The organism is Apilactobacillus nanyangensis, assembly GCF_016861915.1.
Lineage (GTDB): Bacteria > Bacillota > Bacilli > Lactobacillales > Lactobacillaceae > Apilactobacillus > Apilactobacillus nanyangensis.
The window spans coordinates 82,014-99,561 of the sequence record NZ_BOLX01000005.1; the positions used below are offsets into that span (position 1 = coordinate 82,014).

Annotated in this window: 15 protein-coding genes; all 15 read left to right on the forward strand. The window is 36.3% G+C overall.

Going from position 1 to position 17,548, the window contains the following annotated elements:
* Positions 1–9: 9 nt before the first annotated feature.
* Complete coding sequence (accA, locus tag JUD45_RS02395; RefSeq protein WP_054605815.1) at positions 10–777, forward strand: carboxyltransferase subunit alpha; 768 nt, start codon at positions 10–12, stop codon at positions 775–777.
* 42 nt (positions 778–819) lie between these two features.
* The gene (fabI, locus tag JUD45_RS02400) at positions 820–1,581 is read left to right on the forward strand and encodes an enoyl-ACP reductase FabI (protein WP_203619596.1); all 762 of its coding nucleotides are present in this window, start codon (positions 820–822) and stop codon (positions 1,579–1,581) included.
* Positions 1,574–2,164 carry a 4'-phosphopantetheinyl transferase family protein gene (locus JUD45_RS02405; RefSeq protein WP_138726726.1) on the forward strand — a complete coding sequence of 197 codons (591 nt, stop codon included), beginning with the start codon at positions 1,574–1,576 and terminating at the stop codon, positions 2,162–2,164. Before fabI ends, JUD45_RS02405 begins: the two co-directional genes overlap by 8 nt.
* A 367-nt stretch (positions 2,165–2,531) precedes the next feature.
* Entirely contained in the window at positions 2,532–2,975 is a 444-nt protein-coding gene (gene fabZ, locus JUD45_RS02410) for a 3-hydroxyacyl-ACP dehydratase FabZ (protein WP_034532426.1), read from the forward strand.
* A gap of 13 nt (positions 2,976–2,988) precedes the next feature.
* Complete coding sequence (gene fabF / locus JUD45_RS02415; protein WP_053792048.1) at positions 2,989–4,227, forward strand: beta-ketoacyl-ACP synthase II; 1,239 nt, start codon at positions 2,989–2,991, stop codon at positions 4,225–4,227.
* Between the two features lie 117 nt (positions 4,228–4,344).
* The gene (gene galE, locus JUD45_RS02420; RefSeq protein WP_138726725.1) at positions 4,345–5,334 is read left to right on the forward strand and encodes a UDP-glucose 4-epimerase GalE; all 990 of its coding nucleotides are present in this window, start codon (positions 4,345–4,347) and stop codon (positions 5,332–5,334) included.
* Positions 5,335–5,436: 102 nt separating this feature from the next.
* Positions 5,437–6,345, forward strand: coding sequence for an aldo/keto reductase (locus JUD45_RS02425; RefSeq protein WP_053792963.1), 909 nt, complete (start codon positions 5,437–5,439; stop codon positions 6,343–6,345).
* A 99-nt stretch (positions 6,346–6,444) separates the two neighbouring features.
* The gene (locus tag JUD45_RS02430; RefSeq protein WP_225424279.1) at positions 6,445–7,356 is read left to right on the forward strand and encodes a DMT family transporter; all 912 of its coding nucleotides are present in this window, start codon (positions 6,445–6,447) and stop codon (positions 7,354–7,356) included.
* A gap of 102 nt (positions 7,357–7,458) precedes the next feature.
* Positions 7,459–8,070, forward strand: a complete 612-nt coding sequence (locus tag JUD45_RS02435) for a TetR/AcrR family transcriptional regulator (RefSeq protein ID WP_138726723.1) — start codon at positions 7,459–7,461, stop codon at positions 8,068–8,070.
* 14 nt (positions 8,071–8,084) lie between these two features.
* Positions 8,085–10,778 (forward strand): MMPL family transporter, encoded by a 2,694-nt coding sequence (locus JUD45_RS02440; protein WP_203619597.1) that lies wholly within the window; start codon positions 8,085–8,087, stop codon positions 10,776–10,778.
* Positions 10,779–10,920: 142 nt separating this feature from the next.
* Complete coding sequence (locus tag JUD45_RS02445) at positions 10,921–11,844, forward strand: YczE/YyaS/YitT family protein (protein ID WP_138726721.1); 924 nt, start codon at positions 10,921–10,923, stop codon at positions 11,842–11,844.
* 304 nt (positions 11,845–12,148) lie between these two features.
* Positions 12,149–13,540 carry an amino acid permease gene (locus JUD45_RS02450; protein WP_138726720.1) on the forward strand — a complete coding sequence of 464 codons (1,392 nt, stop codon included), beginning with the start codon at positions 12,149–12,151 and terminating at the stop codon, positions 13,538–13,540.
* Positions 13,541–13,580: 40 nt separating this feature from the next.
* Positions 13,581–14,519, forward strand: a complete 939-nt coding sequence (locus JUD45_RS02455) for a DMT family transporter (protein ID WP_138726719.1) — start codon at positions 13,581–13,583, stop codon at positions 14,517–14,519.
* Between the two features lie 163 nt (positions 14,520–14,682).
* A complete protein-coding gene (locus JUD45_RS02460) occupies positions 14,683–15,624 on the forward strand; it encodes a DMT family transporter (protein WP_138726718.1) in 942 nt (313 codons plus the stop codon).
* Positions 15,625–15,725: 101 nt separating this feature from the next.
* A complete protein-coding gene (locus JUD45_RS02465; RefSeq protein WP_203619598.1) occupies positions 15,726–17,465 on the forward strand; it encodes a putative glycosyltransferase family protein in 1,740 nt (579 codons plus the stop codon).
* The last annotated feature ends 83 nt before the right edge of the window (positions 17,466–17,548 follow it).

The window sequence follows — 17,548 nt, forward strand, 5'->3', positions numbered from 1 at the left end:
ATTAGTATTATGGGAAAAGCATATGATCGTGTTTTAGCGGCTAGAAGTGCTGATAAGATTAGTATCCAAGACCTAGTTGCTGGAATTACTGATGACTTTATGGAACTACACGGGGACCGTGCTTACAGCGATGATCCAGCAGTTTATGCTGGTATCGGAACTATCGCAGGTCAACCAGTTACCATTACAAGTATCCAAAAGGGTAACGACACTGACGAAAATATCGAAAGACATTTTGGTTCAGCCGAACCTTCTGGATACAGAAAAGCTTTACGTTTGATGAAGCAAGCGGAAAAGTTTAACCGTCCAATCATTAACTTGATTAATACACCTGGTGCATATCCTGGTATGGACGCCGAATACAAGGGTCAAGGTTACATGATTGCTCAATCAATCATGCAAGGACTTAAGTTAAAAGTGCCATACATCAGTGTCATCATTGGTGAAGGAGGGAGCGGTGGAGCCTTAGCTCTTGCTGTCGGTGACACCGTTTGGGCTTTAGAAGATAGTATCTACTCAGTGCTATCACCTGAAGGCTATGCCACAATCTTGTGGAAAGATTCAAGTAAAGCAGCAGAAGCTGCTGAACAAATGCAACTTACACCAAAGGAACTATTAGACAATGAAATCATTGATAAGATTATTCCCGAAGTCAAAGATGCAAAATCAATGCAAAACTTCAAAGAAGCTTTAATTGAAAAAATTAATGAACTTAACAAATTACCTAAAGAAGAATTATTGGCCCAACGTCATGAACGTTACCGTAAATTCAACTAATGTAATTTAATTGATTTGTATATTTTAGGAGGCCAAATCATAATGTCAAACTTATTAGATGGAAAAACAATTGTTGTTATGGGTGTTGCTAACAAGCGTAGTATTGCCTGGGGTTGTGCTAAGTCACTAATGGATAACGGTGCTAAAGTTATCATTACTTACCAAAACGAAAGATTAAAGCGTCAATTAGACAAGCTTGTTCCAGAAGGAACTGAAATGATTGAATGTGATGTTGCTGAAGATGAAAACGTTGAAAAGACTTTCCAAGACATTCAAGCTAAATTTGGTAACATCGATGGTGTTATTCATGCCATTGCTTACGCTGACAAGGAAACTCTTGAAGGTGGTGTTATTGATGTTAAGAAAGATGGTTACAACTTAGCTCAAGACGTTTCAGCTTACTCACTAATTTCAGTATCACGTTATGCAAGTCGTGTTATGAACCCACAAGGTAGTATTGCTACTCTAACTTACATGGGTTCAACTCGTGCTATCCCTTCATACAACATGATGGGTGTTGCCAAGGCTGCTCTAGAAGCTAACGTTAGATACCTAGCTTCAGACTTAGGTCCTAAGAAGATTCGTGTTAACGCTATCTCAGCTGGTGCCATCAAGACTCTAGCTGTTACTGGTATCAAGAACCACGGTGACCTATTGAAGGAATCAGAAGCAAGAACTGTTGACGGTGAAGCTGTTGACATTCACCAAGTTGGTGACGTTGCTACATTCCTAATGAGTAACTTATCATCAGGTGTTACTGGTGACTTGATTTACGCTGATAAGGGTGTTCACTTACTTGCTTAATAATACAGAAATTTTTATCGATTCTATTCAAAATCCAAAGTATCAAGAAATCTTCAAGAAGGCTGATGTTGATTTTACAAAGTATAATAAACGTCAAGCAATTGTTGGTAACTTGATGCTGGCAGATTACATGGGAATTAGTATTGATGAATTATTGCATGGTGACCTTTTCTACTACGGTGATCATGGCAAACCATTTCTAAAGTCAAAGCAATTTCAATATAATATTTCAAACTCATATGATTTAGTAATCCTAGCGGTTTCTAATGAAGAGGTTGGAATAGATATTGAGAAATTGCGTCCATTTACTTACAAACGAATTACTCGCGCGTTTACTGACAACGAATTAAATTACCTAAGTAGTTTAGACGAATCAGTAGAAGGGGATGAAACCCTTAAGTTATGGACAATCAAGGAAGCAGCATTGAAATTAGTCGGTACTGGTTTATCCGGTAAGGTTAAGAGTGTCGACATTGATGTTGATACCAAGAAATCTGCTAAACGATTAGATCGTAAAATTAAATTAACCGATATTGAGGTAGCTGATGGTTACGTTGGAACCCTTGCTACATATGACGATTAATATCTGCTGTTAAATGATTTTCCGGGGTAATGGGATGTTCAAACATTAAACGAATCAAATCATGATAATTAGATAAACTCTAATAAAAAACAGCAAAATAGATATACATTCAACCATGTGTCACATAAGGAAAAACACGTAAAACACTGCTATGACAACGTTTTATTTATTTTAAGTAATAAAAAGAGTCTTGTACGTTGTAACTTAGTATGGTAATTGTTAAACTTATTTATGTTGATTAGTTCATCTAGATATTAAAACTAGATGAAGAGGTAATCAATATTCCTATTGGATTAGGACCATAAATTAGATTAATAAAAGACGTTTAATTGTTAAAATTTTGAATTATATATGAGGAGTGCTTATTGTGAGTGTTTTAAATACAACAGAAATTATGGATTTAATTCCAAACAGATACCCAATTCTATACATCGATAAGGTTGATGAATTAATCCCTGGTGAAAAGGTAGTTGCTACCAAGAACGTTACTATCAACGAAAACTATTTCCAAGGTCACTTCCCTGGAAACCCAGTTATGCCGGGTGTTTTAATCATCGAAACTATGGCTCAAACTGCTTCAATTCTTATTTTGAAGAGTGAACAATACAAGGATAAGACTGCTTACCTTGGCGAAATTAAGGGTGCTAAGTTTAGAAAGATGGTTAAACCTGGTGACGTTGTACGTTTCGAAGTTACTATGGGTAAACAAAAGAAGAACATGGGACAAGTTGACTGTACTGCTTACGTTGGCGACAAGAAGGCTTGTTCAGCTCAACTAACATTTATCGTTCCAGACGTAAAACGTAAATAAGGAGGATAACTCTATGGAAAAGCGTGTTGTAATTACAGGTATTGGTGCCGTTAGTCCTTTGGGTAACGACGCTAACACATTCTTAGACAATATTTTTGCTTCAAAGACAGGTATTGCTCCAATTTCAAAGTTTGATGCTTCAGAAACTGGTGTTACTCTAGCTGCCGAAGTTAAAGATTTTGATCCACTAAAACGTATCGACAAGAAGATCTCAAAACGTATGGATGACTTCTCACGTTACGCTTTATACTCAGCTTACGAAGCTATGGAACAAGCTGGCCTAAAAGAAGGCGAATTTGATCCAGATGAATTAGGTGTTATCTATGGTTCAGGTATTGGTGGTTTAACAACTATCCAAGAACAAGCTATTAAGATGTCAAAGAAGGGTCCAGGTCGTGTATCACCATTCTTCGTTCCTAACTCAATCATTAACATGGCTGCTGGTAACATTTCAATTAACTTAAATGCTAGAAACACTTCTCAAGCTATCGTTACTGCTTGTTCATCAGGTACTAACGCTATCGGTGATGCATTTGACTACATCCGTTTTGGTAAAGCCAAGATGATGATTACTGGTGGTTCAGAAGCCTCAGTTAACGAATTAGGTATTGCAGGTTTCGCTGCTCTATCAGCTCTTTCAACTTCAGAAACTGTTGAAGGTGGTTCAATTCCATTCGATAAGGATAGAAATGGATTCGTTATGGGTGAAGGTGCCGGTACTTTAGTTCTTGAAGAACTAGAACATGCCAAGGCTCGTGGTGCTAACATCTTAGCTGAAGTTGTTGGTTACGGTACAAACTCAGATGCTTACCACTTAACTGCTCCAAGACCTGACGGTTCAGGTGCTGTTGATGCTATGAAGTTAGCTCTTAAGGATGCTAACGTTGATCCTAAGGACGTTGACTACGTTAACGCTCACGGAACAAGTACTCACGCTAACGATTCAGCTGAATCACAGGCTATCAAGAAAGTATTTGCTGACAACGACCACATCAAGGTAAGTAGTACAAAGGGTATGACTGGTCATGCTCTAGGTGCTGCAGGTTCACTAGAAGCTGTTATCATGGTTGGTGCATTGCAACGTCAACAAATGCCAGTAAACTACGGTGTTAAGAACATCGATCCAGAAGTTGAAGTAGAACTAGTAAACGAAGACAACAAGAAGTCACCAGTAAACTACGAAATTTCAAACTCATTTGGTTTTGGTGGTCACAACGCAGTTCTTGTATTCAAGAAGTACGAAAACGACTAATAAAACAATTAAAAGACGTGGTTTTAAACCACGTCTTTTTTTATAGATTTTATTGAATTTTTAAGCTTTCTAGTTGATAATGATATTATAAGTAAATTTCAAGGGGAGTATTCTTTTATGGCAATTTTAGTACCAGGTGGAGCCGGATACATTGGTTCCCACACCGTAGATCGTTTAATTGAAAAAGGCTACGATGTTGTCGTTGCTGATAACTTAGCAACAGGACACTTAGATAGTGTCAACAAAAATGCAAAGTTCTATGAGGGAGACATTCGAGATGCTGACTTCCTAGACAAAATTTTTGATAACGAAAAAATTGATGGAGTTATCCATTTTGCGGCTAACTCTATCGTGCCAGAATCAATGGAAAAACCATTGAAGTACTTTGACAACAACACTGGCGGAATGATTACACTACTAGAAGCAATGCAAAGACATAACGTTAACAACATTATCTTCTCATCTACTGCTGCTACTTACGGAGAACCTGAAAGTATTCCTGTTAAGGAAAGTGATTCCCAAGTACCTACCAATCCTTATGGTGAAAGTAAGTTAATGATGGAAAAGATGATGAAGTGGGCTGATGTTGCCTATGGTATTAAGTACACTGCACTTCGTTACTTTAATGTTGGTGGTGCCAAGATGGATGGTTCAATTGGTGAAGACCATGGTCCAGAAACTCACTTAATTCCAATCATTTTACAGGTTGCTCAAGGCACTCGTGATAAACTACAAATCTTTGGTACTGACTACCCAACTAAAGATGGTACCAATGTTCGTGATTATGTCCACGTTGTTGACTTAGCAGATGCGCACATCCTTGCTTTAGACAGATTGATGAAGGGTGGAGACTCACAAGCATTTAACCTAGGCTCATCAACTGGTTTCTCAAATAAAGAAATGCTAGAAACAGCCCGTAAAGTGACTGGGAAAGAAATTCCATCCGAAGATGCACCAAGAAGACCAGGTGACCCAAGTACTTTAGTTGCAGACTCTACCAAAGCACGCGAGGTATTAGGATGGAAACCACAACATGATAATGTTGAAGACATCATCGCTAGCGCTTGGACTTGGACACAAAAGCATCCTCACGGTTATGAAGATTAATATTTAATTATATTTCATTATAATCACATCTTTTTTCTTGAAAATAAATCATATGAGTTTTACCATGAGATTGAACTTAAGAAATAGGAGGCTGAATTTTCTATGAACAGATTAGAAGGACTTGAAGAAACAACCACTCTAAATAACGGCGTTGAAATGCCACGTCTTGGTTTAGGTGTTTGGAAAACAGATAATACAAGTGCTAAAGAATCAGTTAAAGAATCAATCATCAAGGGTTACCATTTAATTGATACTGCAAAGCAATATGGTAACGAAACTGGTGTTGGTGAAGGAATTAAAGAAGGTTTAGCTGCAACCGGACAAAACCGTAAAGATTTATTTATCACTACTAAGTTATTTAATGGTGATCAAGGTTATGAAAGTACAATTAATGCCTTAAATGGAACACTAAAACGTCTAGACTTGACTTACATCGACCTTTACTTAATGCACTGGCCAGTTGATGGCAAGTACATTGATACTTGGAAGGCAATGGAAGAACTTTACCGTCAAGGTAAGATTAGAGCTATCGGAATTTCTAACTTCGATAACGAAAGATTACAAAATCTACTAGACCACAGTGATATCGTTCCTGCTGTTAACCAAATGGAATTTAATCCAGTTAACCAAGAAAAGGATATTCTAGAATTTAATAACCATGCTGGTATTCAATTAGAAGCATGGTCACCACTTGGCGGTGGGGAAGCCTTATCTAACGAAGAAATTAAGAAGATTGCTGACAAGTACAACAAGTCAGTCGCTCAAGTAATTCTTCGTTGGGACTGGCAAAAAGGTGTAGTAACTATTCCTAAGTCATCACATGAAGAAAGAATTATTCAAAACTCAGATATCTTTGACTTCAAGTTATCAGAAGATGACATGAAGACTATTGAAGGTATCGACAAGCAAAAGCGTAGTTTATGGTACCCTGATTTTGAATGGCATACTACCGGTAAAATGACAGATACTGTTGATAAGTGGGACGATTCTCCTGCAAACTACAAAGATTAGTTATACTAACTATTTAGAAAAAAGCGTTGTCTTTAATGACAACGCTTTTTCTTTTGTCCTATAATGGTATTAAACAAAAAAGAGAAATGGAGAATCGGATTGGAAAATAAGACGCAAGCGCAAAAAAGACTAATTGGTGGAATACTAGCTGTGACTGGAGCAATTCTTTGGGGGATTCAAGGGCCAGTATCACAATTCTTATTCCAAGATAATCACTTGTCACCTGAATGGCTAATGGGGATCAAGATGGGGATTTCTGGAATTGTTATTTTGTTATTTACCAATTTCATTAAGAAAGAACCAGTGATGGAGCTTTGGAAAAAGCCAAAGAATCTAGGGGTGTTCGCTGCTTATGCCGTCTTTGGTCTAGCCGCAGTTCAATATCTATACCTAGTAACAGTTAATCTAAGTAATGCTGGAACAGCGACAGTTCTTCAAAGCTTAGGGACTGTGTTAATTGTTATCTTCACCGCTATTTTTTATCACCAATTGCCAAACAAGTACGAAGCAACAGCGGTGTTGGTAGCATTAATCGGAACATGGTTATTGGTAACTAAGGGTCATTTAACACAGTTAGCTATTTCAACTCCTGCATTAACAGCAGGGCTATTATTAGCTTTAGCTGGCGCAATCCAAACAATGTTACCAGTGAACTTATTAAAACGATTTTCAACATTAGTCGTAGTCGGATGGGCAATGTTAGTAGGTGGAATTATATTTACCATCGTTCATCCATTCTGGGTCGATGTGCCTAGACTAACACTTGGAACAGTTTTAGGAGTTGGCTTTATTGTCTTCTTCGGAACAATGATGTCATTTATTTGTTTTATCAATAGTTTGAAATTTATTTCCCCAACTGTTGCAGGGATGTTGGATACTTTTGAACCATTATCAGCGACTGTAGGAGCCGTGGTATTCCTTAATACATCATTTAATGGTGCAGAAGTTATTGGTGGAATTTTAGTCTTAAGTACTGTATTTATCCTGGCTTTAGGAAATAAAAAAGAATAAAAATAAAAAAAGATAATGAACAACGTGTTGACTTTCTCAGCACGTTGTTTTTATAATGTAATTGAATTATTAGATAAGTGATTTTTGAGGGGAGACGTAGGTATGGTTAAACAAGATCGCAGAACGATCCAAACCAAGTCCCAAATTACTGATGCCTTAATTGAGTTAATTCATACAAAGGGATTCAATAATTTAAATGTTACTGACTTAACCAGAACAGCCGGAATTGGTCGTGGAACGTTTTACATTCATTATTTAGATAAGTTTGATTTATTGTCAAAGACAGAAACACGTTTATTAGGTGAAATTCAGGATATTTTAAATGCTATTGTTCCAGAAGAATTAAAGGCGTTTTCTGAAAATAGTGAAAATACTCCATCAGAATTAGTAATCAAGACTCTTGATTACTTTTACCAGAATTCAAAATTACTGTCTGCATTACTATGTCCAGATGGTGATCCGTATTTAATCGGGAAGATTAAGAAGATGTTTAAAGAAGTGATTGTTGAATCATTCCATGCAGCACCTTCCGAAATCGAATTTCATCCAGGAATTCCTAAAGATTATGTAATGGAAATTATTTTGGATAGGTTGATGAGTATTGTGGTTTACTGGATGAGCAAAGAACATCCAGAGTCTCCTAGTCAAATCGCTGAAATTATCAAGACGACGCAAAGAACAGCGCCTCAAGATTTAATTAACATCAAAAAATAAGGGGGAGAATTTCAATGCCAAAGTTTATTAAGAAATATACTGGTAGCTTGATTGCATGGCTGGTTGTTGTGATTCTAAGTGTAGTCTTTTTACCAAACATGTCTAACTTAGTAGCACAAAAAGGGCAAACAAAGATTCCAGCAACTTCACAAAGTCAAGTCGCTGAAACTATTCAAAAGCATTGGGGACATGGTATTAGTAATACCATGGATACAGTTGTTGTTTTCAACAACGGTAATAGTAAAATCACTTCAAGTGACCAAAAGAAAATCGATGCTACAATTCAAAAATTAAAGGACAATAAGTCCAAGTACGGTATCAAGGGTGTAACTGCACCATTTGATAACGACGCAACTAAGAAGCAATTAATTTCAAAGGATAAGACCACTGAAATTGTGCAATTAAACGTAACTAAGAAACGTTCAATCCAAAGTGTTAACAACCAACTTAAGGATGCTGTTAAGACTTCTGGAGTGAAGACTTACGTTACAGGTGGAGATATCCTAAACGATGACTTTAGAGTTTCTACACAAGAAGGAATTCAAAAAACTGAAGTTATCGCCGCAGTATTTATTTTAATCGTATTGATTATTGTGTTTAGATCACCAATCGTGCCATTAGTATCACTATTGACTGTGGGTGTTTCATTCATCGTTTCATTGAGCATTGTTATGAACCTTGTTCAATACTTCGGTTTCCCACTTTCCAACTTCACTCGTGTATTCATGGTGGTTGTATTATTCGGTATTGGTACTGATTACAACATCTTGTTATACAACCAATTTAAGGAAGAATTGAGTAGGGGTAAGGATCAAATCCAAGCAACTATCGATGCTAGAAAAGTTGCCGGAAAGACAATCCTATACTCTGGGACATCAGTATTGATTGGTTTTGCAACCTTAGCACTAGCTAAGTTCTCAATTTACCAATCAGCCGTTGGTGTAGCTGTTGGTGTTGCCGTATTGCTACTTGTATTGGTAACATTGAACCCATTCTTCATGTCAGTTCTAGGTAAGAACATCTTCTGGCCATCAAAGAACTTCGATGGAGAAGGCGAAAACAAGTTATGGAGATTCTTATCAAGTAAATCAACTAAATGGGCAATTCCAGCTATCGTATTAGTATTAGTTGTAACTGTTCCATTCATGGCAACTTACAAGAACAATCTAAACTATGACAACAGTGTGGAACTACAAAATAACGTTCCTGCTAAACAAGGACTATTGACTGTTCAAAAGCACTTCTCAAAGGGAACTGCTGAACCTTCAACCATTTACATTAAGTCCGACCACAAGCTAAATAACGAAAAAGACTTGAATGAAATTGATCGACTAACCCAACAATTGGGTAAACAATCTGGCGTAAAGACTGTGGCATCTGTAACTCAACCAAGTGGTATGCCAATTAACCAACTTTACGTAAACGACCAACTAGAAACACTAAATTCCAAGATGAAGACAGCCAAGAAGGGGATTAGTACCATCAAACAAGGTACTAAGAACTCATCATTCAATGCTACTCCATTGGAAAATATTGGTGCATCAGCAATGACAATTGGCCAATACCTAAAGAACATTCAATCAATGAGTGGTCAAACAGGTAGCGCAAATGGTCAACAAATCTTAGCACAATTGCAACAAAAGATGGCTTCAGTGGGTCAACCACTTAGTCAAGTCCAACTACAAATAGTTGGGTCATTGTTACAACAAAGTGCAACTAAACAACAAACACTAATGAGTGGTTTACAATCACAATTACAAGGAATTGCTTCCAACACACAAGGCATTGGTGATAATGCCAAAGCCTTGGCCGCTCAATTGAAAGATACTCAATCTAAGCTAAAGAAAGCCGGAAATGGTTTAGATAAAATCGAAAAGGGAATGGGTAGCGCTAACGATTACCTAAATTCTCTATCTAACTCACAAGCTTCTGATTCATTTAACATTCCAGAAAGTGTCTTGAAGAGTGATACCTTTAAGCGTTCAGTAAATACTTATCTATCAGAAGATAAGAAGACTGCTAAAATCACTGTTGTATTAGATAAGGACCCTAACTCTGAAAGTGCAATGAACCAAGTTGATAATCTACAAACTAAGGTTTACAACAATATCTCAGGTACCTCATTAGATCACAGTGTGGTTGCAATTGGTGGTCAAACTGCAACTACTTCTGATACTCATCACATCGCAAGTTCTGACTTCTTAAGAACTGCAATTATCATGGTTATCGGAATTATGATTGCATTAATGGTTATTACCAGATCAATTCTTCAACCATTCTACATTCTAGGTACTCTAATCATTGCTTACGTTTCATCATTAAGCATTACTAAATTAATTAGTTCTGCTGTATTAGGTGAAAAGTTCCTAACTTGGAATACACCATTCTTCACATTTGTAATGTTAATTGCATTAGGTGTTGATTACAGTATCTTCTTAATGATGAAATACCGTGAATTCGGTAGCGTTGATGCTACACCTGAAAAACAAATTCAACATGCCTGTGCCGTTATTGGTACGGTAGTTATCTCAGCAGCTATCATTTTAGGTGGTACTTTTGCGGCATTAATGCCTTCAGGAGTATTAACTCTAATTCAAGTTGCTATTGGGGTAATTGTTGGATTAATCATCCTAGTATTTATCATTCCAATGCTAATCTCAGCATTAATTAAATTGACTTATGGCCAATCTAAAGATGATAAAGAATAGATGAAAATAATACGAATGAGAGACGATGGATTTTCCATCGTCTCTTTTTCGTAGTATAAATTATTTCGTTTAAAACCATAAAAGAGTTATAATGAAAGCGCAATCATAATTGAAATAATAAACATAAGAAGGTATAAAAATTATGGAAAACATTTCATACGATAACTCAAAAAACGTGATTAATAAGCCGTTAGACTTCTTGTTACGTGCAATTATGTCATTAGTAGGGGTTACCTTAATTGCTTTAGGTGCCGCCTTTATGCGTTCAGGACATGTCGGAATTGACCCATTTACTGCGATGAATGCAGGGATGGCTAACAAGTTAGGAACTTCATTGGGAACATTTCAATTGTTTGCTAACTTGGTATTATTCATTATCGTTTTGATTTTTGATCGTAAACAAATTGGATTAGGTACTATCTTCAACATGGTCCTAGTGGGATATGAAATTGAATACTTCAGTACTTTTTACTCAATGATTTTCCCGGGTAAGATTAGAATTCCAATGATGGTTTTCGATGCGATTGTCGGTATTTTAGTGTTTACATTAGGTACTTCTATTTACATGGCTACCAAATTAGGGGTATCACCTTATGATGCATTAGCACCAATTATTTCAGAAAAGACCCACATTGAATACAGAAAAGTAAGAAGTGCTCAAGATATCATTTTCATGATTGTGGCCGTTGTAGTGTCCGGACCATTTGGAATTATGACAATCTTCACAGCATTCTTCGCAGGTTCATTAATCAGCTTCTGGAATAACACAATTAGTCGAGAATTAATGACTCACATTGATCACTTCAGCCAAAGACCAAGTCTACACGATGCAGCTGGTGGATTGGTTAGTTTAGGTAAACGTGGTTATGATATCGTAAGCAGTGCTTATCAAGACACCTACATTATGCAAAAACAAATGTCTGGTTACACAAACACCGAGATTGAAGAACTAATTAAGAAAACTAACGATAATATGAGAAGAAATCAACAAGTCCAATTAATTCTTAATAAGCGTCTGGAATCACTAAACGCTGAATTAAAGGAAAGAAAAGATAAAGATAAATAAAAAAACTTGCATTATCCATATATTTTCGGTAAGATTATTACAAATAAATGAACGAATAAAAATTGGAGGTTCAATCATGGCTGCTTGTTGTATTCTGACAATAAAACAAGATAATAATAATTTCTTCTTTAATCTGAACTAGTCGTTTAGTATAGTACGTAGAAGAGATTATTTCGCTATGAAAACTTCGGAAGCACTAGAAAAATGACTGGTAAGCAGTTATTCTTTCTAGTGCTTTTTTTACCGCACTAGTTAAGAGAACTAGTGCGGTTTTTATTTATTCATGTAAAAAAGGGGGATTTTTATGAATATTCTGTCTAAGGTGAATCGTAAGACATCATTGGCTAAGTTCATCGATAGGGATCAAAATTTACAAAGAACTATCGGCACTAAAGATTTAATCATGATGGGAATCGGTGCGGTTATTGGTGCAGGAATTTTCGTAATACCAGGAACGGTTGCAGCTACAACTGCTGGACCAGGAATCATCCTCTCATTCGTAATTGCGACAATTGTATGTTCACTTTGTGCAATGTGTTATGCTGAGTTTTCATCAGCATTACCGGTTGCAGGGAGCGCATACACATTCGGTAACGTTATCTTCGGAGAAATTACTGGATGGATTATCGGATGGGGATTAATTCTTGAATACATGCTTTCAGTAGCAACTGTTGCATCAAGTTGGTCAGCATACTTGCAATCATTACTGGCTAATTTCGGAATTCATATGCCAAAAGCCTTATCAGCTAACTATGATCCGAATCACGGCACATATGTTAACCTGATCGCGGTTCTAGTAGTGTTATTGATTTCATGGATTTTAACTAGGGGTGTTAAATCATCCACACGTTTAAACGACATAATGGTTTTAGTAAAAATTGCGATCATTATTGTCTTTGTAGTTGCCGGGGCATTCTTTGTTAAGCCAACCAACTGGAACCCATTCATGCCATTCGGTGTTAGTGGGGTTTTCACAGGGGCTTCATTAGTATTCTTTGCTTACCTAGGTTTTGATGTTATTGCTGCCTCTGCAGGTGAAGTAAAGAACCCTAAAAAAACGATGCCAATCGGAATTATTGGGACATTAATCATTTGTACAATCTTGTACATATTAGTTTCAATTGTTCTTACAGGAATTGTACCTTACACAAAATTAAACGTTTCAGATCCAGTAACATTTGCACTACAAATGATTCACTTGGACAAACTTGGAATTTTAATTTCATTGGGTGCGCTAGCAGGTATGTTTACAATGATGGTAAACATGGTATTTAGTAGTTCACGTCTAATTTACTCCATCGGTCGTGATGGACTTTTACCAAAGAATTTGAGTAAAATAGACACTAAGAAGAATGTTCCAATTCACAGTGTTATCTTCGTAACAATTGTGATTGCCCTAATGGGTGGTATCTTCTCACTAGATAAGCTAGCAAGCTTAGTTAATATTGGGACATTAATTGCCTTTACATTCATGTCAATTGGGATTTTATTCCTAAGAAGACGTAAAGACATTAAAAATGATGGATTCAAAGTTCCATTATATCCAGTCTTACCAATTGTATCTGCGGTAGCATGTATTTACTTATTAACACAACTACCACTTGATACATGGATTTTAGCAATCATCTGGTTTGCTGGAGGATTATGTATTTACTTCGGTTATGGAATTAAACATAGCCGTTCAAACAAATCATAATGACAATTTCGTTATTATGAACAAACGGGGAGTTTTAAAAATGGAAAAACAACATACAACGACTGAAAACGTCATGAAAGGTATTTTCTGGTCTGCGATGGCTTCAACCCTATGGGGTTTCTCAGGAGTTATCATGCAATTCGTTGCTAAAAACGAAGCAGTTCCTACTCAATGGTTCATTTCAGTTCGTACTTTATTTGCAGGTGTTTTATTATTAGCTATTGGTTCAATTCACGTTGGTAAACATGTTTTTGATGTTTGGAAATCAAAAGAATCAATCATTAGATTATTTATCTATGCAATTTTTGGTTTAGCAGTTAACATGTCAACTTTCTACGTAAGTATTCAAGAAGGTAACGCTGCTACTGCCACAATCCTACAATACTTAGCGCCAATCTTTATTGTTCTATATGGTTTAATCTTCATGAAGAAGAAGCCTCTAAAGGCTGATGTTATCTCATTCTTATTAGCACTAGTAGGGGTATTTTTGATCATCACTAACGGTCACATTGGTCAACTATCAGTGCCATTGGTTGCCGTTATCTTTGGTTTACTTTCAGCTGTTTCAGCTGCCATATACTACTCAGTTCCAAAGCCACTATCAAAGGAAAACTCACCATTCGTTGTTCTAGGTTGGGGTACTTTGATTGCAGGTATCGGTTTTAACGCATACCACCCATTCTGGATTGATGCTCCTAAGATTACACCAGGTATCGTATTAGGTATCGGTGGAGTTATCTTAGTTGGTACTATCTTTGCTTTCTCAGCTGTTCTATACAGTTTGAAGTTTGCTCCATCAGAAGTTTCAAGTATCGTTGATGCCGTTGAACCAGTGGTTACTATCATCTTAAGTATGATTGTATTCCACTTGATTCCAACACCAATCGAAGCACTTGGTGCAATCATCATTATCGTATCTATCTACTTCCTACAAAGATCTCACCAAAAGAGAGACAAGGAAGATCCAGATATTAGATAGTTTGTATAAAAAAGCTATTAAAAAGACCATTTTTACGTATTATTTCGTGGAAATGGTCTTTTTCTATTTTCAAGTATTCTCACTTGTGATATCTTTTTAATATAGGTTTCAAGTAAGAAGACTTAACATCTACTGGAATTATAGCTTTATATGGGGTGAAAATATGGAAAACGAAACAGGCCTTTTAGAGACTAATGTCATGAAAGGTATCTTCTGGGCTTTTTTAGCTTCAGCACTTTGGGGTGTTTCAGGTACAATTCTACAATTCGTATCTCAAACAGAACATTTGGAAGCTAATTGGTTCTTATCAACTAGAACCATGATCTCTGGAATTGTGTTATTAGTTATTTCAGCAATTATTTATAAAGGACACATTTTCAATGTCTTTAAGTCATGGAAATCATTTATTTGCATCGTGGCTTACGGGGTATTTGGTCTAGGTGCCAACTTATACACTTTCTACATGAGTGTGCAAACTGGTAACGCCAATGCTTCAACTATTTTGCAATACTTAGCACCGTTATTTATTCTATTGGGATCAATCGTATTCCAACACAGAAAACCATTACCAATTGATATCATGGTTTTCGTAATTGCTTTGGCAGGGGTTGTATTATCTCTAACCAAGGGTGATTTCTCATCACTTTCAATCACCCCTGCATCATTAATCTGGGGAATTTTATCTGGTGTAACTGCAGCGCTATACGTTGTGTTACCACGTCCAATCGTTGGTCAAAGTTCACCAATGGTAATTCTAGGTTGGGGTACTCTAATCGCCGGAATTATCTTTAACTTAAAACAACCAATCTGGGTGCATATGCCACATCTAACTACTGGTATCGTGTTCGGAGTGGGTGGAATTATCCTATTCGGAACAATTCTTCCGTTCATGTTATTGCTACATGCTTTGAATTTTGCACCATCAGAAGTTGTTAGTCTAGTGGACGCAACTCAACCAGTGGTTACTTTTATTTTAAGTATTATTTTCTTCCAAATTTCAATTAGCTTTATTGAAATTATCGGGGCTGTACTAGTTATTCTAGCAATCTTTATTTTACAAAAGTCACATCGTAAGTTAACGATTGATAAACATAGCGAAGCTTAAAAATATTGATATTACACAAAGAAGCGGCCTTTTTTTAAGGTTCGCTTCTTTTTTCTGTGTTAATATTGAAATTGTAAATTATAGTTTAAGGAAGAATATCGATGAAAAAAGCGATTAAGTTTTGGCCATACATGGCAATCTTCTTGGTTTCCGTGTTAATTATGTTGCCACAAATAGTTACTGGATCGTATATTTTAGGTGTTGATTCAATATTTCATATGAATCGATTCTACGATGCAGCGATGCAACTAAAAACAGGCCATTTAAGTTACTTTATATCCATTTATGGATACCAACAGTCAGGACGAATTATTAATGCGTTATACGGCCCATTAGCGGCTTATTTCAGTGGTTTAATTCTGCTGATTACCGGAACTTGGGTTCGATTCCAGATTATCACATCATTGCTAACATTATGCGTTAGTGGAATCACGATGTATAACCTAGCGATTAGAACTCATATTAAAAAAATATATGCACTTTTTGTTGGGATTGCATATATGTCATCCTATTTGATTATGGGATGGGTTGTAGGAATGCAGTTTACCGGATGGGGAGCCGCTTTATTACCTTGGCTACTAGCGGCAGGTTTTGACATGATTGACTATAAGTCCATCAATATATTGAAACTAGCGATTCCGATGTCAATTCTTTTACAAACCCATTTATTAAGTAGTTTGACCGGTGCGTTAGCACTTGTGCCAATGTTTATCTATGGTGTTATACACAGTGATGAAAAACTAAAAATGTGGCGTAATGCCATTTTGTCAGTTTTATTAACCTTATGCTTAACTGCTAATGTTTGGTATGGGATGATGCAAATTTCATTTACTAACCATGCTTTAGGTGTGGCACCTCAACTTGATATGTACGAGGATTCAGTTGCTTTATTTGGTAATAATGTCTATGTATTACCACCAATTTATTCAATTGGATTTATCATTGTCACCATCTACTTCATAATTAATTTTAAAAAGATTAGTTCTTCTCGAAAAATCATTTTTATTACAGGGCTATTCTTCATGTGGATATCATCTGTTCTATTCCCATGGGGACCATTAGACAAGCAATTTCCAAGTATTTCATATTTAATTCAAATGCCACGTCGATTCGTGGTGATTCCATTTATTCTATTATTAATTTGTATTGGAATCATGATTAATGACACTTCTAAGAGACAGTGGGTTAATTCATTTAAAAAATATGCACTACTATTGCTGGCATTTTTAATCATTTACGATGCTGGAGGGTCTGTGAGAAAAGGTGTTCATCACTTCTTCTCTCCTAAGGTAGTTCAAAATGATTACAACCTCCATTATCAAACAACTGATACCAACGCCGTCAGAGATAGTTTGTCATCTCATGACACTGGGGCAGTCCTTAAGATGTTAACTAAAGCCACTCCGGATTATTTGCCAGTTCAATACAAGATGACTGCATACAATTATTTTGACTATCATCCATATGGTAATTATGGTGATCAAATCATCAACTATAAGGGTGAAGTAACCAAGACAATCAAACGCAATGGACATTTGTTATTAACTTGGGATAATGATTCGGATGATAACAAATCAATGCAATTGCCAATCTTTAAGTATGACGATACAAAATTGATTTTAAACGGTAAACATATAAGCAATGTTAAACAAACCCAAATTGGGAGTGTTATCGTTAAATCAAAGCCTGGTCATAACAGACTAGAAGTTTACTATCACGCAACTCCAATGCTATTAACTTTACTATGGGTTACCGTATTTAGTTGGATGGGATTGATTGCAGGAATTATGATTTATTTAATTCTAAGATGGAAAAAGCATATAAAAAGAAGCGTTTCTTAGTGAAACGTGACCTGAACCCCTAAAATTGGAAGATGGTTATGCTATTTTCTGGGAGGAATTGATCCGGTATTCAACCGGTGACA

Bases quoted from the DNA above. Each gene is read 5' to 3' on its own strand.
- galE (WP_138726725.1), top strand. From the start codon at position 4,345: ATGGCAATTTTAGTACCAGGTGGAGCCGGATACATTGGTTCCCACACC.
- JUD45_RS02445 (WP_138726721.1), top strand. From the start codon at position 10,921: ATGGAAAACATTTCATACGATAACTCAAAAAACGTGATTAATAAGCCG.
- JUD45_RS02440 (WP_203619597.1), top strand. From the start codon at position 8,085: ATGCCAAAGTTTATTAAGAAATATACTGGTAGCTTGATTGCATGGCTG.
- JUD45_RS02465 (WP_203619598.1), top strand. From the start codon at position 15,726: ATGAAAAAAGCGATTAAGTTTTGGCCATACATGGCAATCTTCTTGGTT.
- JUD45_RS02460 (WP_138726718.1), top strand. From the start codon at position 14,683: ATGGAAAACGAAACAGGCCTTTTAGAGACTAATGTCATGAAAGGTATC.
- fabF (WP_053792048.1), top strand. From the start codon at position 2,989: ATGGAAAAGCGTGTTGTAATTACAGGTATTGGTGCCGTTAGTCCTTTG.
- JUD45_RS02455 (WP_138726719.1), top strand. From the start codon at position 13,581: ATGGAAAAACAACATACAACGACTGAAAACGTCATGAAAGGTATTTTC.
- fabI (WP_203619596.1), top strand. From the start codon at position 820: ATGTCAAACTTATTAGATGGAAAAACAATTGTTGTTATGGGTGTTGCT.
- JUD45_RS02435 (WP_138726723.1), top strand. From the start codon at position 7,459: ATGGTTAAACAAGATCGCAGAACGATCCAAACCAAGTCCCAAATTACT.
- JUD45_RS02450 (WP_138726720.1), top strand. From the start codon at position 12,149: ATGAATATTCTGTCTAAGGTGAATCGTAAGACATCATTGGCTAAGTTC.
- accA (WP_054605815.1), top strand. From the start codon at position 10: ATGGGAAAAGCATATGATCGTGTTTTAGCGGCTAGAAGTGCTGATAAG.
- JUD45_RS02425 (WP_053792963.1), top strand. From the start codon at position 5,437: ATGAACAGATTAGAAGGACTTGAAGAAACAACCACTCTAAATAACGGC.